General features: G+C 57.4%; 21 protein-coding genes. 9 read left to right on the top strand and 12 right to left on the bottom strand.

Translation table 11 applies throughout. The features are described 5' to 3' along the window. The first annotated feature begins 17 nt into the window (after positions 1 to 17). The 4 genes from ACHEXL_RS03500 (at position 18) to galE (ending at position 3,455) form a co-directional block, all read left to right on the top strand. Positions 18 to 677 (top strand): protein-L-isoaspartate O-methyltransferase family protein, encoded by a 660-nt coding sequence (locus ACHEXL_RS03500; protein WP_416560652.1) that lies wholly within the window; start codon positions 18 to 20, stop codon positions 675 to 677. A gap of 10 nt (positions 678 to 687) precedes the next feature. After that, entirely contained in the window at positions 688 to 1,017 is a 330-nt protein-coding gene (locus ACHEXL_RS03495; RefSeq protein ID WP_416560651.1) for a rhodanese-like domain-containing protein, read from the top strand. Positions 1,018 to 1,052: 35 nt separating this feature from the next. Beyond that, positions 1,053 to 2,366 (top strand): TolC family outer membrane protein, encoded by a 1,314-nt coding sequence (locus ACHEXL_RS03490; protein ID WP_416560650.1) that lies wholly within the window; start codon positions 1,053 to 1,055, stop codon positions 2,364 to 2,366. 108 nt (positions 2,367 to 2,474) lie between these two features. After that, positions 2,475 to 3,455 (top strand): UDP-glucose 4-epimerase GalE, encoded by a 981-nt coding sequence (galE, locus tag ACHEXL_RS03485; protein ID WP_416560649.1) that lies wholly within the window; start codon positions 2,475 to 2,477, stop codon positions 3,453 to 3,455. Here the strand turns inward: galE and ACHEXL_RS03480 are convergent. From ACHEXL_RS03480 to ACHEXL_RS03445, 8 genes are read right to left on the bottom strand one after another with little or no spacing between them, the layout of a single operon-like run. Then, positions 3,452 to 4,450: a hypothetical protein gene (locus ACHEXL_RS03480; RefSeq protein ID WP_416560648.1), complete on the bottom strand. Its 999-nt coding sequence runs from the start codon at positions 4,448 to 4,450 to the stop codon at positions 3,452 to 3,454. The two genes, galE and ACHEXL_RS03480, sit on opposite strands and share 4 nt — an antisense overlap. Then, on the bottom strand, positions 4,447 to 5,718 hold the full coding sequence (locus ACHEXL_RS03475; RefSeq protein WP_416560647.1) for an O-antigen ligase family protein: 1,272 nt from the start codon (positions 5,716 to 5,718) through the stop codon (positions 4,447 to 4,449). The genes ACHEXL_RS03480 and ACHEXL_RS03475 overlap by 4 nt, the downstream gene beginning before the upstream one ends. Beyond that, positions 5,706 to 6,611, bottom strand: coding sequence for a glycosyltransferase (locus ACHEXL_RS03470; protein WP_416560646.1), 906 nt, complete (start codon positions 6,609 to 6,611; stop codon positions 5,706 to 5,708). The genes ACHEXL_RS03475 and ACHEXL_RS03470 overlap by 13 nt, the downstream gene beginning before the upstream one ends. Beyond that, on the bottom strand, positions 6,611 to 7,360 hold the full coding sequence (locus tag ACHEXL_RS03465; RefSeq protein WP_416560645.1) for a glycosyltransferase family 25 protein: 750 nt from the start codon (positions 7,358 to 7,360) through the stop codon (positions 6,611 to 6,613). Before ACHEXL_RS03465 ends, ACHEXL_RS03470 begins: the two co-directional genes overlap by 1 nt. Continuing rightward, positions 7,357 to 8,223, bottom strand: coding sequence for a glycosyltransferase family 2 protein (locus tag ACHEXL_RS03460; RefSeq protein ID WP_416560644.1), 867 nt, complete (start codon positions 8,221 to 8,223; stop codon positions 7,357 to 7,359). The genes ACHEXL_RS03465 and ACHEXL_RS03460 overlap by 4 nt, the downstream gene beginning before the upstream one ends. Beyond that, complete coding sequence (locus ACHEXL_RS03455) at positions 8,220 to 9,575, bottom strand: 3-deoxy-D-manno-octulosonic acid transferase (protein WP_416560643.1); 1,356 nt, start codon at positions 9,573 to 9,575, stop codon at positions 8,220 to 8,222. The genes ACHEXL_RS03460 and ACHEXL_RS03455 overlap by 4 nt, the downstream gene beginning before the upstream one ends. Further along, positions 9,575 to 10,654 (bottom strand): glycosyltransferase family 4 protein, encoded by a 1,080-nt coding sequence (locus tag ACHEXL_RS03450; RefSeq protein WP_416560642.1) that lies wholly within the window; start codon positions 10,652 to 10,654, stop codon positions 9,575 to 9,577. Before ACHEXL_RS03450 ends, ACHEXL_RS03455 begins: the two co-directional genes overlap by 1 nt. 25 nt (positions 10,655 to 10,679) lie before the next feature. Next, on the bottom strand, positions 10,680 to 12,083 hold the full coding sequence (locus tag ACHEXL_RS03445) for a phosphomannomutase/phosphoglucomutase (RefSeq protein WP_416560641.1): 1,404 nt from the start codon (positions 12,081 to 12,083) through the stop codon (positions 10,680 to 10,682). A 108-nt stretch (positions 12,084 to 12,191) separates the two neighbouring features. On the opposite strand from ACHEXL_RS03445, the gene ACHEXL_RS03440 reads away from it, so the two are divergent. Both ACHEXL_RS03440 and ACHEXL_RS03435 read left to right on the top strand, forming a co-directional pair. Further along, entirely contained in the window at positions 12,192 to 12,692 is a 501-nt protein-coding gene (locus ACHEXL_RS03440) for a methylated-DNA--[protein]-cysteine S-methyltransferase (RefSeq protein WP_416560640.1), read from the top strand. An 11-nt stretch (positions 12,693 to 12,703) separates the two neighbouring features. Next, entirely contained in the window at positions 12,704 to 13,600 is an 897-nt protein-coding gene (locus ACHEXL_RS03435) for a DMT family transporter (protein ID WP_416560639.1), read from the top strand. On the opposite strand, the gene ACHEXL_RS03430 is transcribed toward ACHEXL_RS03435, so the two are convergent. Continuing rightward, entirely contained in the window at positions 13,581 to 14,639 is a 1,059-nt protein-coding gene (locus tag ACHEXL_RS03430) for an RNA methyltransferase (RefSeq protein WP_416560638.1), read from the bottom strand. The two genes, ACHEXL_RS03435 and ACHEXL_RS03430, sit on opposite strands and share 20 nt — an antisense overlap. A gap of 21 nt (positions 14,640 to 14,660) precedes the next feature. Next, positions 14,661 to 14,882: a SlyX family protein gene (locus tag ACHEXL_RS03425; protein ID WP_108286412.1), complete on the bottom strand. Its 222-nt coding sequence runs from the start codon at positions 14,880 to 14,882 to the stop codon at positions 14,661 to 14,663. A gap of 177 nt (positions 14,883 to 15,059) precedes the next feature. On the opposite strand from ACHEXL_RS03425, the gene metK reads away from it, so the two are divergent. Next, positions 15,060 to 16,241 carry a methionine adenosyltransferase gene (metK, locus tag ACHEXL_RS03420; RefSeq protein ID WP_416560637.1) on the top strand — a complete coding sequence of 394 codons (1,182 nt, stop codon included), beginning with the start codon at positions 15,060 to 15,062 and terminating at the stop codon, positions 16,239 to 16,241. A 191-nt stretch (positions 16,242 to 16,432) separates the two neighbouring features. Continuing rightward, a complete protein-coding gene (locus tag ACHEXL_RS03415) occupies positions 16,433 to 17,065 on the top strand; it encodes a phosphoribosyltransferase (protein ID WP_416560636.1) in 633 nt (210 codons plus the stop codon). Here the strand turns inward: ACHEXL_RS03415 and ACHEXL_RS03410 are convergent. Next, complete coding sequence (locus ACHEXL_RS03410; protein WP_416560635.1) at positions 17,042 to 17,476, bottom strand: host attachment protein; 435 nt, start codon at positions 17,474 to 17,476, stop codon at positions 17,042 to 17,044. The two genes, ACHEXL_RS03415 and ACHEXL_RS03410, sit on opposite strands and share 24 nt — an antisense overlap. 292 nt (positions 17,477 to 17,768) lie before the next feature. Further along, positions 17,769 to 18,230 (bottom strand): CBS domain-containing protein, encoded by a 462-nt coding sequence (locus tag ACHEXL_RS03405; protein WP_416560634.1) that lies wholly within the window; start codon positions 18,228 to 18,230, stop codon positions 17,769 to 17,771. Positions 18,231 to 18,433: 203 nt separating this feature from the next. Between ACHEXL_RS03405 and ACHEXL_RS03400 the strand changes: the two genes are divergently transcribed. Continuing rightward, on the top strand, positions 18,434 to 19,012 hold the full coding sequence (locus ACHEXL_RS03400) for an HPF/RaiA family ribosome-associated protein (protein WP_416560633.1): 579 nt from the start codon (positions 18,434 to 18,436) through the stop codon (positions 19,010 to 19,012). Positions 19,013 to 19,044 lie beyond the last annotated feature (32 nt).

Genomic DNA, 19,044 nt, shown 5'->3' with positions numbered 1-19,044 from the left:
CCCTCAGGAGTACCCAAATGGATCTGAATCAAGCCCGATTCAACATGATCGAACAGCAAATCCGCCCTTGGGAAGTGCTGGACCCCCAAGTGCTGGAACTGCTCTCGGTCGTGCGCCGTGAAGACTTTGTGCCCATGGCGCACAAAGCACTGGCCTTTGTCGACATGGAAATCCCGCTGGGTACTGCGCCCAACCAGGTCATGCTGGCGCCCCGCGTTCAGGCACGCATGCTGCAAGACCTGGCTGTAAAGAAAACCGACAAAGCGCTGGACATCGGCACCGGCTCCGGCTTCATGGCCGCCTTGCTGGCGCACCAGGCCGCCAGCGTGCTGAGCCTGGAAATCGACGCCCATTTGGCCGTCCAAGCCCAAGCCAACCTGCAAAAAGCGGGCGTGACCAACGTGGTCGTGCGCACAGCCGATGGCAGCCAGGGCGCAGCGGCCGATGGCCCCTTTGATGTGATCGTGCTCAGCGGCTCGGTGGCCGAAGTGCCTGCCGCCTTGCTGCAGCAACTCGCCGTGGGTGGCCGTCTGGTCGCCATCGTGGGGGACGAGCCCATGATGCGTGCCACGCTGATCACCCGCACCAGCGAAAGCAACTGGACCACCACAGAGCCCTGGGACTGCAACGCCCCTCGCCTGAGTGGTTTCCCCGAGCACTCACGCTTTCAATTCTGAACGGCCCGCCATGGAACAAATCACCCCCGCACAGCTCGCCGATTGGGCCAAAGGCCAGACACAACGCCCCGTTCTGCTGGACGTGCGTGAAGGCTGGGAAGTGCAAACCGCCAGTGCCAAAACCGACGCGCTGGACCTGGTGCACATGCCCATGCAAACCGTTCCTGCACGCCTGGATGAGCTGGACAAATCCCGTCCCATCGCCTGCCTGTGCCACCACGGCGGCCGCAGCATGCAAGTGGCGGCCTTTTTGCAACAGCATGGCTTCCAGGTGGCCAACGTTTCGGGCGGCATCCACGCCTGGTCTGCCCAAGTCGACCCGACCATTCCGGTTTATTGAATCGACTGGCTTCGCTGAATTTTTGAAAGCTTTCCATGAAACTGCGCCTCTTGCCTCTGACCCTTTCTCTGGCCGCTGCACTGGCAGGCACTGCCCAGGCCCAAAGCCTGTCTCAGCTTTACGAAGCGGCCAAAGGCCATGACGCTGCGTTCAAAGCCGCGCAGTCGCAGTACCAGGCCAACCTGGCCAAAGCCGAGCAAGCCAAGGCCTTGCTGCGGCCAACTGCCGGACTGGCCGCCACGGTGAGCGAGAGCGACTTCGACAGCCAAACCAGCACGCCAGATGCAAGGTATGGCACTCGCAACGCCACGCTGAGCGCCAGCCAGCCGCTGTACCGCCCCGCGAATTGGGCGGGCTACCAGCAAGGCATGAAACAAGTCGGTTTGGCTCAAGCACAGCTCAAAGCGGCCGAACAAGAACTGATCGTGCGTGTAAGCCAAGCCTACTTTGAGGTGCTCACCGCGCAGGAAAGTCTGGCTTTTGTCAAAGCCCAAAAAACCGCAGTGTCCGAGCAACTGGCCGCCGCCAAGCGCAACTTTGAAGTCGGCACATCGACCATCACCGACACCCGTGAGGCGCAAGCGCGCTTTGACTTGGTGAGCGCGCAAGAAATTGCGGCCGAAAACGATCTGCGCGTCAAAAAGCTGGCGTTGGACCAATCGGTGGGTCTGCAAAATGCGCAGCCCGTGGCCCTCAAATCAGGCGCCAACCTCAACCCCACCGTGATTGGGGATGCCGAGAGTTGGGTCCAACAAGCCACAGCGCAAAGCCCCAGCATTGAGCAGGCACGCATTGGTCTGGAAGTGGCCCAACTCGAAACCGAAAAAGCCAAAGCTGGGCACATGCCCACGCTGGACTTGACTGCGTCCTATGGCGGTACACGATTCCGCGGTGATCCATCACCTTCCAGGCTCAACAACAACACCGGCACCATCGGCCTGAACTTCAACCTGCCCTTGTACGCGGGTCACGCGACCCAAAACCGCATTCAAGAAACCGTATCACTGGAAGAAAAAGCCCGCAACGACCTGGATGCCGCCCAGCGCTCGGTCGCCCAAGCCGCCCGCACCGCCTTTTTCGGCGTGCAATCCGGCCTGGGCCAGGTCAAAGCCCTGGAAGCCGCCGAAGCCTCCAGCCAAAGCGCCTTGGACGCCAACAAGCTGGGCTACCAGGTGGGCGTGCGCATCAACATCGATGTGCTAAACAGCCAAAGTCAACTCTTCCAGACCAAGCGCGACTTGGCCAAAGCGCGTTACGACGTCTTGCTGGGTCAGTTGAAGCTGCGCCAGGCGGCTGGGGTGCTGAAAGCTGAGGATGTACTCAACATCAGTAACCTCCTGCAAAAATAATTCGACTTAGGCCTTCAATTTTCAGTTTAGCTGTTTTAAACACGCCAATCCAGTCACCGAAAGATAATTTAAATTTTTACTCCGTAAAATTCAAAGTACATAAATTAAATGAATGTCTTGGTAATCGGTGGTGCTGGTTATATTGGTTCTCACATGGTCAAATTACTTGGTCGTAGGGGCTGTGATGTGACCACGTTAGATAACTTAAGCAATGGCCATCGTGATGCCATATTGTTCGGCTCATTTGTCGAGGGCGATGTTGCTGACCGATTTTTGTTGGCGCAGTTATTGGAGACTGGCAACTTTGACGCTGTGATGCATTTTGCATCGTTCATTCAAGTTGGCGAGTCTATGAAGCACCCCGCCAAATATTATGAAAACAACGTCTCAAATACCCTGAATTTGCTTGGCGCGATGCTAACTGCCAATGTCAAGCGCTTCATTTTCTCGTCAACTGCCGCTACTTTTGGATCGCCACAGTACACCCCGATGGACGAAATGCACCCCCAGAATCCCATCAATCCCTATGGACGCAGCAAGCTAATGATTGAAAAGGTGCTGGATGACTACGACAGGGCCTACGGTTTGCGGTCGGTGTGTCTACGCTACTTCAACGCAGCCGGAGCCGACCCTGACGGCGAGTTAGGTGAGCGACACAATCCCGAGACACACCTTATCCCCCTGGTGCTACAAACCGCGTCTGGGCTGCGTTCTGACATTGAGGTATTTGGTCGAGATTACGACACACCTGACGGCACCTGTGTTCGCGACTACATCCACATCAATGACCTCTGTGAAGCACACTGGCTGGCACTGCAAAGCCTGATGAGAGGTGCGGGCAGCCAGCGTTATAACCTGGGCAACGGCAACGGATTTTCAGTCCAAGAAGTAATCGATGCTGCCAAACGTGTGACTGGCCGATCAATTGCTATTCGCGATGCCCCCCGACGCGACGGCGATCCAGCCCGACTAGTGGCCGACTCAACACTCGCTCGCCGGCAACTTGGCTGGGAACCAAAAATCACTGACTTGGAAACCATCGTGCGGCATGCGTGGCGCTGGGAACAGTCCCGCGCCAAGCCGAATTAAGCGGTCAGCCCCATCAACTGGATGAAGGTCTGCATGTCCGCACACTCTTGGGCTAGGCTGTACTGCTTGGACAAGACCTCAATCGCCTCTGACTCAATCGGAAAGCTGGGCATGGCGTCAAGCTGCTTTACTTTGCACAGAACGCTCTGAGCAAAACCGACCACATTGCCTGACTCAATACCCTCGAAAATCTCAGGCATCCAATATTCTTGAGCACCCTGACCGGTATAGCCTATGACTTGATTGCCCGACAGTGCAGCTTCCAAAGGGGGCAAGGGACAACCCTCGAAGTGACTGAAAGACATGAAAATCTTTGAACGCTGAAGCAAATCCGCGACACCCATCTCGTTCAAACCATCGATGGGTTGAATTCGCCAATGATCTGGCAAATGATTGCGTAAGAAAAACAAAACCTTGGATGAATGGTCTGCCAACTTGCGCGGCATATAAGTGATGAGGTTTTCTTTGCTCTGGTGGGCGTTAAACCGTGTAGCATCGACCGAATAGTGAACCCGCAAAATACGACTATCCGTGCCAGGGAATGCCATGGCAACACAACGACTGGCGTCGTCGGATATCGTCAAAATACACTTGGCACCAGCATAAGCCGCATTCAAAACAGCGGGGTCACCTTTGCTTATGTAATAGCCGTTTTGCACATAAATGGCATAAGGCACGCCCATTTCAGCCAACTGATCACCATATTTGCGCGCCCACAGCTCCGGCACAACCACCATATGCTGCTCAAGATCAAAACAACCTGCAATGCGCGACAAAGAGGGCTTTCCAGCCCAACGCCATTTGAAAAATTGGCTTTCGACAGTAACCCTAGAATCAAACCATTTGACCCGGAACGACAACGTATTGGGGTGCATGACCACCGACTGGTGACCAAAAGGGGTCAGCAAAGCATCGACCAATTCGGCTTGCCGGTAAATCACTTTCACGCCACCCACGGCTTTTTTGATGGGGTGACACAGCCAAATAAGTTTCATTTTCCTGCAGGCCTTTGGGGCCGTAAAAGAATCAAATACGCTAGGACTGACATACCCCAAAAAATCAAACTATGTCTAAAGGCGTTGCGCCCCAACACCACCACAGAAAGACCAAATTCCAACATCAACACGACCAGCAATACACCCACTGTGGCCAACCCAACCCACAACATGTTGTGTACAGCTTGTTGACGAATTCGAATGAACCCCCACAAAAAACCAAAATAAAGAAACAAACTAGAAGCCAAACCTGGTAAGCCATGAACAATGGCCGCTTGTAAAAGGTCGTTTTCGGTTTGAGTCCACCGCCCACCGCCAGGATATGCACCTGCGCTCGTTTGACGAAGTCGTTTATCAATTTCAATCACGGACCCTTCTGTCGTCCAGCCAGTCAAGGGCTTGTCGACAACCATGCCAATGGCCTGCTTCCACTTTTCCAAACGGATACTGACAGAGCCCTCCGTGATTTGCCCTGTCGTTAACCAAGTGTGCGCGCCTTGTAACCCGTTAGAAATCCGATTGACGACCAAATCTGGCGGCGCCAGAAATGCGGCCACCAATACGCCGAACAGCACAGCACCTGCCACTGCCACACGCCGAATCCAATGCCAATGACGTAAAGCCATCCAAACCAAAATCACAGACAACATCAAGATGGATATCCAGCCACCCTTGGTCCCGCTGAGCAAAGAAGCCCAGACACCCATGGCCGTACCCAGAAACATGAATCGCCGCATCCACCGCGGTTCCGTATCGGTCACGCCAAAAAAAGCGCCAAAAGCGCAAACCATGGCTAGCACAACAGCTAAATCACCAAACATGATGACGTTGTTCATGGCCCCACCGGCTCTGCCCGTCTGCAAATACAAAGACTGGTAACTGGCCACAACACCCGACAGAACAGCAGCGGCAGCAGCCCCAAACCAAAGCATCTTCACAGGCGGGCGCGCCACTACGACCGCATTCACAATGAACGGGGCCAGCAACATAGGAACATAGGCATCAAAGTAGGCTGCTTTATACCCATGGAATAGGCCTACCGATATGCCAAACAACACATACACCGCCATTCCCACCCAGATAGGCACAGCGCCGATCGCTTGGGAGGGTTGCCAAATGCGCTGTATCCAACCACGTGCATGCCAAGCTCCAAAAAGAGCCAGCCACAGCGATAGCAAAACATAAAACCCGGGCACAACCAATACGCCCGCCATCAGCGCACCAGTAATCCAGGGGAAAAATCGGTAGGAGGTGTCTATTTTTTCCATAATTTTTCTAATTTATTGACCAAACGTGCCAGCCAGTGTGTACGGTAAACATTAAAGCGATACGGGCGCTGAACACTCGGATCCTGGGTGTTGATAAAGTCTTCAGCAAAGGGGTACGCCGACAAGTCTCTAGCCCGGAAATGTTCGGCATCACAGGGGCTCATACTCACAAAACGCTTCACCGTTTCACCGGCAAAACGCTCGGCCAATGCGGTGCCTTTGGTCTTAACACGCTCTCGGTAAACCGGCTCCTCGGGCACGTAAAACACAAACGGCTCTGGCAACTGAGGCATACCATGCGCAAAATTAGCCCCCGCTTGTTGCCCATTGAGAAACTCACTGCCTTGGTACTGCCAGGCAACAGTTTTCAAGCGCTTGACATTGCACAAGCACACATCCATGTAATAACGAGGCACAGGACCGTCTTTACTGGGATTTGTCGGATTCTCCACCCAGTGGTACACACGCTCTTGTGGATCGGGCTGGTAATAACGAAGAAAGTCGGCGCGTCGCCCACCCTTCATGAACACTGGATTTAAAAAAGCACAATCGGGATGCTGACCCCAATAAGCCAACCAAGCTTGCACATCCGAATCATTCACATCACGTACCACTTGAACATCGTCTTGCAAGAGCAACAGAACGTCGACCTTTGACTCATCTAGGGCCGCTTGCATATTCGTGTAAAAGCCGCCGTGGCGACTCGTGTCGGCGGCCTGCATATGGCGCACCGATGAGCCTAAGTCTTCGAGGTATTTGACCAACTGAGGTTCATCGCTGCCATCGTCGTACACCGTGAAGGGCACACCGGGACAGTGCCGCTGCACCGACTCCACGCAATTGCGCAGGTAAGGCCCACGGTTGTAGGAAAAAATTGCAATTTGGTAGTTCATCAACGGGAACGCAAATAATTGGAAACAGCATAAAGTACTCGAGAAAACTCCGTTCGAATTCGATAAAGGTGAGTTGACCACCGTTTGCGGCCACGAAATTTAGAGTTGGGTGCAGACCCGCTGTCAATGGTTGTTGCAACGGCTTCGTTATGGACCACTGGAAAAGGATTCACCGCTCTGACTTGAATTTGATACTTCCACCCAAGATCGAATTCGTGATCATAAGGTAGCGTCATCGGCAAAAGCTTTTCGATATAAGCTTGGGCGGCTATACGATTGATCAAATATGCACTGGAGCATGTGCATTTACTGAACATCACCGCTAAATCAAATTTGGAATTCAAGGCAAGAACGGAGACAGGCGTACCTGAGTGCACGCCAGAGAGCTTGACCATATCCCATTTCTTCGGATAACGAATCAACTCACTCACAGCCTCGCATAGGCCACTGTCAAAAATTGCATCGTCTTCTAAGATCAAAGCGAATGGGGCATCTGACGATAAAAACGTTCGAATTGCCTTCACATGCGATAAATAGCAACCCAACTCCCCAGGTAACGAAGGTTTCCCGTGCTTGCTTTGGTAAGACTGCTCATCAATACAAGCTAGTTCCTCAAAATTGGCTTGCTTTCCATCCACCGCAGAAATACGAATGAAGCTCAAGCCGATATTTTCTAACTGAGCGGCTATGGCAACCAAACGATCTTTAGAGCGATCCAAATTGATAACGTATGTCTGGAAATGGCTCATTGGTATGGATTTTTGTAATTGATTAAGCCCATTAACCGACCAGCCATTCGGGCAACATGCTTGGGAGAAGGCAGCAGAACGCGGACGCACAAGGCCAACATGGTGATCCCAACAAGGCGATGCCGCTTCTTGGCAGCTTCATACCCACCAAGATGCTTTGCAACAAACGTGATCTTGGACTGCGCATGGTAATAGCCTCGCCAATATTCGCTGCGCCATGGCGACTTGCCTTTGACTGAACCACGCGAACGGTGCAAGACCTGCACCTGAGGGATGATGACCATGGGCAAACGGGCTTGGAAAAATCGCAGACAGAGATCGTCGTCCTCGTAATACAAGAAAAACGTTTCATCAAAAAACCGTGTGGACTGGCAAATACGCATGCGCAGTAACATGACAGCGCCGCACACAAAACCCACGCTGGCCGGACCACTCGCTGCTGGACCTCGAGAGGCCCAGTGCGTGCTGGGCCAACGGTAGTTCACCTCCGGCTGGCCATGCGCGTTGACCAACTGGGGGGCCAGCAGGGCCGCGTCTGGGAACAGTTCAGCTGCAGCCAGGAGCTCCTGCAGCTGCGCCACCGTCATTTCACAATCGGGATTGAGCAGCAATGCAAACGGTGTTTTCACCTGAGCCAAGGCACGGTTGTTGGCTGCGCCGAAACCCAGGTTGCGGCCATGTGCCAAAACCGTCACATGCGACCACAAGGCTTGGGCTTTCGCAGCCGTGTGGTCATCGCTGCCATTGTCCGAAATCATCACATTCGGACAAACCGACAACAACGGAGCGAGCATCGGCAAACAATGTGCACTGTTGTAGGTAACCACCACGATGGTGACCTGCGAAAAAGCCGGGTGGTTCATACCACGTCCCCCTTCATATCGATCACAGCCATGGCGCGCAAAGCGTGGATGTGCTTGGGCACAGCACCCCGCCCTTTTTCCAACAACTGGGCCGCCGCGCCTTGCGCCTGTTCAAGGCGCTGGGGCTGGCCCAATGCCTGCACAACTTCGTCCAAAGCCGCTTGCATGTCTTGCACCTGCACCGCAGCACCTTGCTCAACCGCCGCAGCGGCCGCATCTGCAAAATTGAACGTGTGCGGCCCCATGACCACGGGACAAGCGCACGCCGCGGCTTCAATCAAATTTTGACCACCCAAGGGTGCAAAACTGCCGCCCAACAAAGCCATGCGACTGACCAGATAGTAAGTCTGCATTTCGCCCAAGCTGTCGCCCAAAATCACATCAGCGCTGGCCATGCGAACGGCATCAGGCTCACGATCACCCCATGTGCTTCTGCGCTCGCAATCCAGCCCGGCTTGCACAAGCAAAGCATGTACCTCGTCAAAACGCTGCGGATGCCTGGGCACCACCAGCCACACAACGCCCAACGCTTTGAGTTGCGCCAAACGATCAGGCTGAGACTGCAAGGCCTGCAGCCACAACAACTCTTCGCCCTCGCGGGTGCTGGCCAGCATGACAACGGGCCGGCTGCCCAAACCGCGCCGCCAACGTGACGCCTGGTTTCGGGCTGACGCCGAGACCACCACATCGAACTTGATATTTCCCACCACACGCACATCTTGGCAACCCAAACGCAGCAAGCGCTGCGCATCCATCGCCGATTGCGCCAGCACCAAACTCAAGCCACGGTAGGCAGGACCGGACAGCAGAGGCCAGCGCAGCGCTGCAACAAGAGATTTCTCACTCATGCGCGCATTGAGCAAACACAAAGGCACCCCCGCTTGAAGGCAAGCCTGCACCAGTTGAGGCCAAACCTCGGTCTCCATGAGCAAGCCAAGGCGCGGCTTGAAGTGCGCTAAGAACTGACGCGTCGCCCGCGCCGTGTCCCAAGGCAACCACGCTTGCACATCCCCCGCTTGAAGGAGCGCACTGCCCTGCACCCAGCCAGTGGCGGTGCCGTGTGTCAGCAACAGACGCATGCCCGGGAAGGCCTCGCGCAGAGCCGGCAACAGCAAGGCGGCGGCGCGGGTCTCCCCCAATGACACGGCATGAAGCCAGACAAAATCGCCTGCAGGCGCAGTGGCCGTGTATTGACCGAAGCGTTGCGCCACATCCTGCCCGTATTCAGGCTCGTGCTGTGCGCGACGGCGCAGCTTGTGGCGCAGCAAGGGCTGCAAGACCTTCAGCAAGAACCCATAGGCGCTCAAGGCCAGCCGCTCGAACCCCGTCAAACCAGACACCGCCTGCGTCATCAGGCAGGGACCTTTTCAAACAGTGCGCTGTAAACACGCGCAATGCCTTCGGCTTCTCGGTCCAGCGAAAAGTACTCGCTCACGCGGGCACGGGCAGCCTTACCCAGTCTCACAGCATGGTTCGGGTCTTGGAGCACAGACAAGACCGCCTGAACCAACCCGTTGACATCGCCGGTGTCGACCATCTCGCCCGTTTGGCCAGGAATGGCCAATTGGTCAAAGGCACCGGTGCGCGAGCAAACCAACGCACAAGCTGTGGCCGCGGCTTCAAAAGGCGTCAAGCCAAAGGGTTCATAACGCGGACAAGCCACACACAACAGGCAGCGTTGGTACCACAGGTGCACCTCACCCGCAGGCACCTCACCCAAAAAGACGATCCGATCGTGCAATCCTGCCGCGTCGATTTGGCGCTGAAGATCTTGCTGATAAGCCTGGTGCTGCGGCTGCGCCAGACCCGCGATCACGGCGGTTGCACCCGGCAACTGTGGCAAGGCCTGGATCATGGCGTGTACAAACACATCACTGCCTTTGTCGGGTCGTACACGACCAAAAACACCGATGCCGTATTGGCCGGGCAAGCCCGAATCGGCCCAAGCCTTGAGTTTGTCTGGCGGCGGACTGAAACGTGACAAATCAATCCCATGCGGCACCACGGCGGTGGTATTGGGTACAAAACTGGCCGCCAGGGGCGTGGTGGAAATGACCGCGTCCATTTTGGAAATCAACCAGCGTGGAAAGCGGCCATGCAAATGCTGAGCCGCCGAGGTGAACACCAGCTTGATCGGCAGCCGCAACACATCACGTGCAAAAATCGCCGCCATCATTTCCGGGTCACGCCGCACATGCCAGATGCGAAAAGGCCGCCCTGCTGGCGGTTTGCGCGACAGCGCAATCGCTTGACCCAGTGTCATGCCATCGATGCCGTTGGACATCCGTGTGCCGCAAAAACCCAAACGCCACTGCTGGGCCTGCAAGGGCACCAGCGCATTGATGGTGGCAGACACACCGGTGTAGCGCTGCTTCAAGTTGAATACGATGACCTCAGGGTCCGGGCTCAACACAGCGTGAAGTGCACTCATGAATGTTTGTCCTTGACTGTTTTGCTCAATGCGCCGCCGCCTGAATCTGCGCATCGGGCTTGACCGAGCGCAGCAGCGCCAACATGGCCGTCTCGATGCGCTGAAGCGCCGCTTCGGTCTGCCCCTCAAAGCGAAGCACCAGCACCGGCGTGGTGTTGGAAGCGCGGATCAGGCCAAAGCCATCGGGCCAGTCCACACGCAGGCCGTCGATGGTGAAGACTTTGGCCGGTGCTTTGAACGCATCACCGGCCAGCACCTGCAAGGCGCTGGTCACGCTGTGCGGCTCGCCTTCGGCGCAGGGCACGTTCAGCTCAGGCGTGCTGAAACTGGTGGGCAATGCGTTGAGCACCGCGTTGGCGTCCGGGGATTTGCTCACAATTTCGAGCAAACGGCAGCCTGCGTAAGTGCCGTCGTCAAAACCGTACCAGCGCTCCTTGAAGAAGATGTGCCCGCTCATCTCGCCGCCCAAAGGGGCTTGGCCGCCTGCGGCCTCAATCGCCCGCATTTGGGCCTTGATGAGCGAATGACCAGTTTTGTACATCAGTGGCTTGCCGCCTGCAGCTTCAATGGCCGGGGCCAGTCGTTGCGAGCACTTGACGTCGAACAAAATGGTGCCGCCGGGCACGCGGCTGAGCACATCTTGCGTAAACAACTGCATCTGGCGGTCGGGGTAAATGTTGTTGCCGTCTGCCGTCACGATGCCCAAGCGATCTCCATCCCCGTCAAAAGCCAGGCCCAATTCAGCGCCCGTGGTTTTCAAAGCTTGGATCAGGTCTTGCAGGTTTTCCGGCTTGCTCGGGTCGGGGTGGTGATTGGGGAAGTTGCCGTCCACCTCGCTGAAGAGCTCGATCACTTCACAACCCAAGGCGCGGAAAATACCGGGGGCCGAAGCGCCCGCGATGCCATTGCCCGAGTCGATCACGATCTTCATGGGCCGCGCCAGACGGATGTCGCCTACGATGCGCTGTGTGTAGTCGGCCAACACCTCCAGCTGCCGAACGCTGCCACCGTCCTTGAGTTGCCAGCGCTCAGCTTCCATCATTTGGCGCAGCCCCTGAATTTCCTCGCCATAAATGGCACGACCACCCAGCACCATCTTGAAACCGTTGTAATCCTTGGGGTTGTGGCTGCCGGTCACCTGAATGCCACTTTGGCAAACGGTGCTGGCCGCAAAGTACAACATGGGGGTGGTGGCCAGACCAATGTCGATCACCTGGATGCCTGCTGCCACCAAGCCGCGGATCAGTGCTGCAGACAAGGCCGGCCCACTCAGGCGACCATCGCGCCCCACGGCCACGGTGCTCTCGCCTTGCGCCAGGGCATGCGTACCAAAGGCTTTGCCCAGGGCCTCGGCCACTTCTTCGTTCAGAGTGGACGGCACCACACCGCGGATGTCATAGGCTTTGAAAATAGAAGGGGTGATTTGCATACGTAGCACCTGTCGATAAGCCGCTGGGGCACTGTGAATTCTAGAAAAGAGATTGTAGGCGGGCCGCGCTACCATCGCTTCCTCGTCCCCGCTTTGAAAAGGTCAGCCATGAGTCCCTTGCGCACCCTGTGCTTTGACAGCCCCTTGGGCCCCATCACGCTGGCAGCCAGTGCCCAAGGCCTTTGCGGCCTGTGGTTTGACGACCAGAAACACGCCCCGACCCAGGCCCAGCGCCAGCACTGGGTAACAGATACCCAACACCCGGTGCTGCATAGCACCGCCACCCAGGTACAGGCATATTTGCGCGGCGAAACACTGGCGTGGACCGCACCCCTGGATTTGTCTGCTGGCACACCGTTTCAACAGTCTGTGTGGCAGGCTCTTCGCCAGATTCCCGCAGGTCAAAGCCTGAGCTATGGCGAGCTGGCCCGGCAACTGGGCAAACCCCAGGCGGTGCGGGCCGTGGGCGCAGCCGTTGGGCGCAACCCGGTGAGTATCATCGTGCCTTGCCACCGCGTTCTGGGTGCCGGTGGCCAACTCACGGGCTACGCAGGCGGGCTGTGGCGCAAGCAGGCGCTTTTGCAGCTGGAAGGCCATCCCGGTATCTGACTTTTTTCTCCATGCATGCTTCTCCCGCCAAAGGCTGGCTGGCCGATTTTCTGATCCTGGCCGCCATCTGGGGTTCGTCCTTTTTGTTCATGCGCGTGGCTGCGCTGGAGTTGGGCGCTTTGCCAACCGCCGCTGTACGTGTGGCCATTGCCGCTACATTTTTGTTGCCGCTCATGCTGGCCAAGGGACATTGGGCCGATCTGCGCCAACACTGGAAACCGGTGTTGTTCGTGGGCGTGCTCAACAGCGGCATTCCGTTTGCCTTGTATTCCTTTGCAGTCATGCACATCACCACGGGGTTTTCGTCCATCCTGAACGCCACCGTGCCTCTTTTTGGCGCAGTCGTCGCCTGGCTTTGGTTGGGTGACAAACCGACCCTTTCACGCACGGTCGGTCTGGCCATCGGTTTTGGTGGCGTGGTGTTGCTGGCGGGTGGCCAAGCCAGTTTCAAGCCCAATGCCTCGGGCATTGCTCCGGCCTGGGCGGTGGCGGCTTGCCTGGCGGCCACCACCTGTTATGCGCTGTCGGCCAGCTTCACCAAAAAACACATCCCCAGCCTGCCGCCGCTGGTCACCGCCACCGGCAGCCAGATCGGCGCAACGCTGGCTTTGGTCTTGCCTGCCCTGTGGTTCAGGCCCGATCATTGGCCCAGCGCATCAGCCTGGGGGGCATTGCTCGTGGTGGGCGTGCTGTGCACCGGGGTGGCCTACATCCTGTACTTCAAGCTGATCGAGAACTCGGGGCCTGCACGGGCGCTGACGGTCACCTTTTTGGTGCCGGTGTTTGCCATCGCTTACGGCGTGCTGTTTTTGGGCGAAAGCGTGACGGCCTGGATGCTGCTGTGCGGCGCGGTGATTTTGCTGGGCACCGCCCTGTCCAGCGGCTTGGTCAAATTGCCGGGGCGTTAACTCGCGGGTGCGGGTGCATATGCACCCGCTGCTCACGCTGAACCACATCCCGCGCCCGCAGCTGGCCACAGCCGCCGTCCACATCCTGCCCGGCAGACTGGCGCAGTTTGGTCAGCACGCCGCGCTGGTGCAGGGTGCGGGCGATCTCGGCGGCACGCGCCCAGCTGGGCCTGGCATAGGGCAGATCGGGCACGGCGTTGTAGGGGATCATGTTCATCAGCGCGTATTTGCCTTTCAGCAATTTCACGATGCCTTCAATCTCTTCGTCGCTGTCGTTCACGCCCTCGATCAGCGTCCACTGGTACTGGATTGGATAGCCCGTGGCGCGGGCATAGACCTCGCCCGCCTCGACCAGGTCTTGTGGGGCAAACCTTGGGGCCTTGGGCAGCAGCTGCGCACGCAGATCGGCCCGGGTGCTGTGCAGTGATAAGGCCAGCGCCGGTTTAACTCGCCCTTGCGGCAAGCGCTCGAACACCCGCGCATCGCCCACGGTAGAAAACACCAGGTTTTTATGGCCAATATTGCCCACGGTGCCCAACAGGTCGATGGCCTCCATCACCGCGTCCAGGTTGTGCGAAGGCTCGCCCATGCCCATGAACACCACCTTTTTGACTGGCCTGAGCGTTCGGGCCAAAGCGACTTGCGCCACGATTTCGGCACTGCCCACCTGCCGAATCAGGCCCTCGCGCCCGGTCATACAAAACACGCAGCCGACCGCGCAACCCACTTGGGACGAGACGCACAGGCCATCCCGTGGCAACAACACGCTTTCCACCGTCTGGCCATCCTGCAGGCCGACCAGCAAGCGGGCTGAACCATCTTGGCCCGGGTGCTGCTCGCGCAACGTGGCCAGGCCGGTCAGCGTTTGGCTGAGCGCGGGCAAGGCCTCGCGCAACGCCGTGGGCATGAAGCTCGCCAGCGGCCTGCGGCCACTGTCCTGCGGTTTGGCTTGGGCCCACAGGCGCAACACGCGCTGCTCATGCAGGGCGTTGGCCCCCAAGGCGCGCAAGTGGTCGCGGATGTCCTGAACGCTGTGCATGGATTTCAAACAAAAGGCGGTTCAGTAATGCGGCGGAATTTCATCGCGCAGGTTGCGCACCTCGGCGCCGCCGCCCGATTCGGGCAGACGGTCACGCATTTGGCGCAGCTCCTGAATGAGCGCGTCAATTTGTTGCTGCTGGCGATAGACCTGCGCGTTGAGTTGGTCCAACAGGTCTTCGGTGAAGCCGGCCTTGATTTCCAAGTCGACCAAGCGGTTTTCAATCGGGGTGGGAATGTCCATGGGCTGTATTGGACATGATTTCGGCGGGTGTTCTGACATCTTTTATAATCCAAGCATCGCCGAGTTACTTGAACTACTTGCAGGGCGATTCACAAAACCTGCTAAAGCGTTCGCCAGGCTCCGGGTTTTCAGGGTCGGCAACGCCGACAAACCTCTGAAACTTTAGGAGCCTTTTTCATGTCCAGCAATTACCTCTTCACCTCGGAATCCGTCTCCGAAGGCCATCCCGACAAAGTCGCCGACCAAATTTCAGACGCGATTTTGGACGCCATCTTCGAGCAAGACCCCCGCAGCCGCGTGGCCGCCGAAACCCTGACCAACACCGGTTTGGTGGTCTTGGCCGGTGAAATCACCACCAACGCACACGTCGACTACATCCAGGTGGCGCGTGACACCATCAAGCGCATCGGCTACGACAACACCGACTACGGCATCGACTACAAGGGATGCGCGGTCATGGTCTGCTACGACAAGCAGTCCAACGACATCGCCCAGGGCGTGGACCACGCATCGGACGACCACCTCAACATCGGCGCGGGCGACCAGGGCCTGATGTTCGGCTACGCCTGCAGCGAAACGCCTGAGCTGATGCCCGCCCCGATCTATTACGCCCACCGCCTGGTCGAGCGCCAGGCCCAGCTGCGCAAAGACGGCCGCCTGCCCTTCTTGCGTCCTGACGCGAAGAGCCAGGTGACCATGCGCTATGTGGACGGCAAACCACACAGCATCGACACCGTGGTGCTGTCCACCCAGCACAGCCCAGACCAGTCGGAGACTGCCACCAAGATGAAAGCCAGCTTCACCGAAGCGATCATCGAAGAGATTATCAAGCCGGTGCTGCCCAAAGAGTGGCTGCAGGACACCAAATACCTGATCAACCCCACAGGCCGCTTCGTCATCGGCGGCCCCCAGGGCGATTGCGGTCTCACAGGCCGCAAGATCATCGTCGACACCTACGGCGGCGCTTGCCCGCACGGTGGTGGCGCGTTCTCTGGCAAAGACCCATCGAAAGTGGACCGCTCGGCCGCTTACGCCGCCCGCTATGTGGCCAAGAACATCGTGGCCGCAGGTCTGGCCACCCAGTGCCAGGTGCAGGTGGCTTACGCGATTGGCGTGGCCCGCCCGATGAATATCACGGTGAACACCGCAGGCACTGGCGTGATTTCGGACGAAAAATTGTCGGCTCTGGTGGCCGAGCACTTCGACCTGCGGCCCAAGGGCATCATCCAGATGCTGGACCTGCTGCGCCCCATCTACAGCAAGACCGCCGCCTACGGCCACTTTGGCCGCGACGAGCCCGACTTCACTTGGGAGCGCACCGACCGTGCCGCCGCGCTGAAAGCGGCTGCGGGTCTGTAAGCCCAAGCAAACGCCAAGCCCCCGACAGGGACGGGGCGCAAAGAACAAGCCGCTCAGCGTCCGTTGAGCGGCTTTTTTCATGCGCACGGATGAGTGAGCCTTGCTTAGGGCGCTGCGTTTGTGGTGCCAGGTACAGACCCAAACCGCCACTTTTTTGACAATGCGATCCAAGCGCTGCAAAGGAATCCGCCATGTTCAAAGACCGCCTGGATGCTGCCCGCCAATTAAGCAAGGCACTGAAAAAGTACCAGGGCCAAAACCCTTTGATTTTGGCGATACCCCGAGGCGCTGTGCCCATGGGTGCCTGGATTGCGGATGTGTTGCACGGGCAAATGGATGTGGTGCTGGTGCGAAAACTGCGCGCACCGTTCCAGCCCGAAGTGGCCATCGGCGCTGTGGACGAAACAGGGCGGGCCTACCTCTCGCCCTGCGCTGCAACGCTGGGCATCGACCTGCAGTATGTGAAAGATGAAATCAAGCTGCAGATGAAAACCCTGAAGGCCCGACGCCAACAGTACAACCAGATTCGAGCACCGATTCCGGCGCAGGGGCGTGTGGTCATTGTGGTGGACGATGGCCTGGCCACAGGGGCCACCATGATGTCGGCACTCACAGCCCTGCGCCAACAGCATCCACAGCGTTTGGTCTGCGCCATTCCGGTGGCCAGCCCGGAAGCCTTGGCCAAAATCAAACCTCTGGCTGACGAAACGGTGTGCCTGCATGCCCCCGAGGACTTCATAGCGGTCGCGCAGTTTTACCAACAGTTCCCACAGGTGGACGATGCGCAGGTGCTGGCGTCGTTACAAACGAAATTCACTGCGTAGACGTTTGTCCAGCTCGGTCACGTTCAAGGACGTCAAATCGAGCGCATGTTTTGCCACAAGGGCCTGTTGTACGGGCGCGTCCAGGTGTGACAACAACTCACCCATGAAGGGGTTGGAAACGAACAAGGCCAAGGCGTTCATGCGGTGGTTCATCAGCGCTTCGTGAAAATACTTCGCCAACGGTTTGGCAAACTCGCTGCGGTGCAGCTGTTTAAGTTCTGCACGGGGCGCCAAACCCGCCCGACCTGCCTCTGAATGCCCCAACGGTGCACGCTCGGTCTGGCTTGCAGGCATGCGGCTTTCCGGATGAACCCAATCGATCACTTCCACCAAGGGCTCGTTGAACGATGTGCGCTCCCAAACTGTCGCCTGTGAAGCGTTGGCCACCAATATCCAATGTTTTTGAGCCATGCTCTGATCCTTTTCAGTCTGAACCGTGTTTCATTGTTCGGGAGGGCCACTCGGTGGTCAATTGACCTCTTGGTGTAGACCCTTTGGCTCAAGTCGTGGCCCCAGCGTGGGGGTTGATCGGCATCAAATATTGCAGCTCAGAGACATGCGGCAATGCATGCTGCTCAAGGCCTCTGCAACAGCATTCGCTTGATGGATGCGCAGCACAGATGCAAGCCTGACCCTGTCAACCAGATGAGCCAAAGCCCCAGCCCTGAACCGCCAGAATGCGTTTTCATCGCTACAAGCAGGCTCACTGACGGCGCTCTCGCTCCTGCCTGATGCCTGTCTCCATGGTACCCACCAACGCGTTCATCTCTTGGGCAAGTATTTTCAGCACATCGTCCATACTCACGATCCCCATCAGCTCATCCTGCTGCCCGACCACGGGCAAGCGCCGCACACCATGCTCACGCATGCAGCGCATCATGTCCAGCAAGGAGTCGGCTTCGTTCACCGTGACCACACGCTCAGTCATGATGTCCTCCAGACATAAAGGCTCAGGCACCAAACCGGTAGCGACCACAGACATCACGATGTCACGGTCGGTGAGCAAGCCACACACCTGCCGACTGCCGTTCTCGTCATTGACCACCACCAAGGAACCCACGTGGTCTTCGCGCATGAGCTGCGCTGCAGCCACCACACTGGTCTTTTTGTAAGCCACGGTGACTTTGCGTTTGCAAATATCGCCTGCTGTCAGTTGTTTACCCATCATGATTCCTTAGAGATGTCACCTGGCTCGCATCGTGCCTTGCGCACCCCCGGGTGTCAGTGCCTTGGTTAACCGCCTGCAAAACGCTCCGGTGAGTCAAGAGACAGACCGGACATCCAAAGCCAGCCACCATGGCGTGACGATCCTCTTTACCCGTGCCGGCTCCGATGATGTCCCATGGGGTCTCGACTACAGGAAAAACCATGAAACCCACAGCACCCGTTCCTCTGGAAATCAATTTTCGTCATCTGGCCAACTCCGAGGCCCTTGAGACCCACATACGCCACCATGTCGACAAACTGGGAAAGTTTCACCCCAGCATCCACAACTGTCATGTCACCATCGAACAGCTGCACCGACATCACACCCAGGGCAACCATTTCCATGTGCGCATTGGTGTGAAGGTTCCCGGGCATGAACTGATTGCAGACCGACAGCCCGACCAGAACCACGCTTACACCGACGTGTATGTGGCCATTCGAGATGCTTTCGATGCCATGCGCCGTCAACTGGAAGACCTGGTGAGGAATCAGCAAGGCCATGTCAAACAGCACGAAGAAAGACCGCACGGACACATCACTGAAATCGCGCCAGACAAAACATTCGGACGGATTGAATCGGTCGATGGTCGCTGGCTTTATTTCCATCGCAACAGCCTGGTGGGCGAGGACCTGGACAAGCTGCAGATCGGTACACCTGTGTACTACGTCGAAGACATCGGCGATGAAGGTCCGCAAGCCAGCAGCGTGTACCCGGTCGGCAAACACCACATTCTGGTGTGAGAAGTGGGGTCAAGCCCCACGAAAATGGCCTT

The sequence above is a fragment of the Limnohabitans sp. YIMB22184 genome (genome assembly GCF_048020265.1).
Lineage (GTDB): Bacteria > Pseudomonadota > Gammaproteobacteria > Burkholderiales > Burkholderiaceae_C > Limnohabitans_A.
This window is presented reverse-complemented; position numbering and strand designations above follow the sequence as displayed.

What these genes read in the sequence shown, in the direction of transcription:
- ACHEXL_RS03495 (WP_416560651.1), top strand. Translation starts at nt 688, where the DNA reads ATGGAACAAATCACCCCCGCACAGCTCGCCGATTGGGCCAAAGGCCAG.
- ACHEXL_RS03440 (WP_416560640.1), top strand. Translation starts at nt 12,192, where the DNA reads ATGAGTCCCTTGCGCACCCTGTGCTTTGACAGCCCCTTGGGCCCCATC.
- ACHEXL_RS03490 (WP_416560650.1), top strand. Translation starts at nt 1,053, where the DNA reads ATGAAACTGCGCCTCTTGCCTCTGACCCTTTCTCTGGCCGCTGCACTG.
- ACHEXL_RS03450 (WP_416560642.1), bottom strand. Translation starts at nt 10,654, where the DNA reads ATGAGTGCACTTCACGCTGTGTTGAGCCCGGACCCTGAGGTCATCGTA.
- ACHEXL_RS03465 (WP_416560645.1), bottom strand. Translation starts at nt 7,360, where the DNA reads ATGAGCCATTTCCAGACATACGTTATCAATTTGGATCGCTCTAAAGAT.
- ACHEXL_RS03475 (WP_416560647.1), bottom strand. Translation starts at nt 5,718, where the DNA reads ATGGAAAAAATAGACACCTCCTACCGATTTTTCCCCTGGATTACTGGT.
- ACHEXL_RS03415 (WP_416560636.1), top strand. Translation starts at nt 16,433, where the DNA reads ATGTTCAAAGACCGCCTGGATGCTGCCCGCCAATTAAGCAAGGCACTG.
- ACHEXL_RS03405 (WP_416560634.1), bottom strand. Translation starts at nt 18,230, where the DNA reads ATGGGTAAACAACTGACAGCAGGCGATATTTGCAAACGCAAAGTCACC.
- ACHEXL_RS03410 (WP_416560635.1), bottom strand. Translation starts at nt 17,476, where the DNA reads ATGGCTCAAAAACATTGGATATTGGTGGCCAACGCTTCACAGGCGACA.
- ACHEXL_RS03400 (WP_416560633.1), top strand. Translation starts at nt 18,434, where the DNA reads ATGAAACCCACAGCACCCGTTCCTCTGGAAATCAATTTTCGTCATCTG.
- metK (WP_416560637.1), top strand. Translation starts at nt 15,060, where the DNA reads ATGTCCAGCAATTACCTCTTCACCTCGGAATCCGTCTCCGAAGGCCAT.
- ACHEXL_RS03500 (WP_416560652.1), top strand. Translation starts at nt 18, where the DNA reads ATGGATCTGAATCAAGCCCGATTCAACATGATCGAACAGCAAATCCGC.
- galE (WP_416560649.1), top strand. Translation starts at nt 2,475, where the DNA reads ATGAATGTCTTGGTAATCGGTGGTGCTGGTTATATTGGTTCTCACATG.
- ACHEXL_RS03445 (WP_416560641.1), bottom strand. Translation starts at nt 12,083, where the DNA reads ATGCAAATCACCCCTTCTATTTTCAAAGCCTATGACATCCGCGGTGTG.
- ACHEXL_RS03455 (WP_416560643.1), bottom strand. Translation starts at nt 9,575, where the DNA reads ATGACGCAGGCGGTGTCTGGTTTGACGGGGTTCGAGCGGCTGGCCTTG.
- ACHEXL_RS03460 (WP_416560644.1), bottom strand. Translation starts at nt 8,223, where the DNA reads ATGAACCACCCGGCTTTTTCGCAGGTCACCATCGTGGTGGTTACCTAC.
- ACHEXL_RS03425 (WP_108286412.1), bottom strand. Translation starts at nt 14,882, where the DNA reads ATGGACATTCCCACCCCGATTGAAAACCGCTTGGTCGACTTGGAAATC.
- ACHEXL_RS03435 (WP_416560639.1), top strand. Translation starts at nt 12,704, where the DNA reads ATGCATGCTTCTCCCGCCAAAGGCTGGCTGGCCGATTTTCTGATCCTG.
- ACHEXL_RS03430 (WP_416560638.1), bottom strand. Translation starts at nt 14,639, where the DNA reads ATGCACAGCGTTCAGGACATCCGCGACCACTTGCGCGCCTTGGGGGCC.
- ACHEXL_RS03480 (WP_416560648.1), bottom strand. Translation starts at nt 4,450, where the DNA reads ATGAAACTTATTTGGCTGTGTCACCCCATCAAAAAAGCCGTGGGTGGC.
- ACHEXL_RS03470 (WP_416560646.1), bottom strand. Translation starts at nt 6,611, where the DNA reads ATGAACTACCAAATTGCAATTTTTTCCTACAACCGTGGGCCTTACCTG.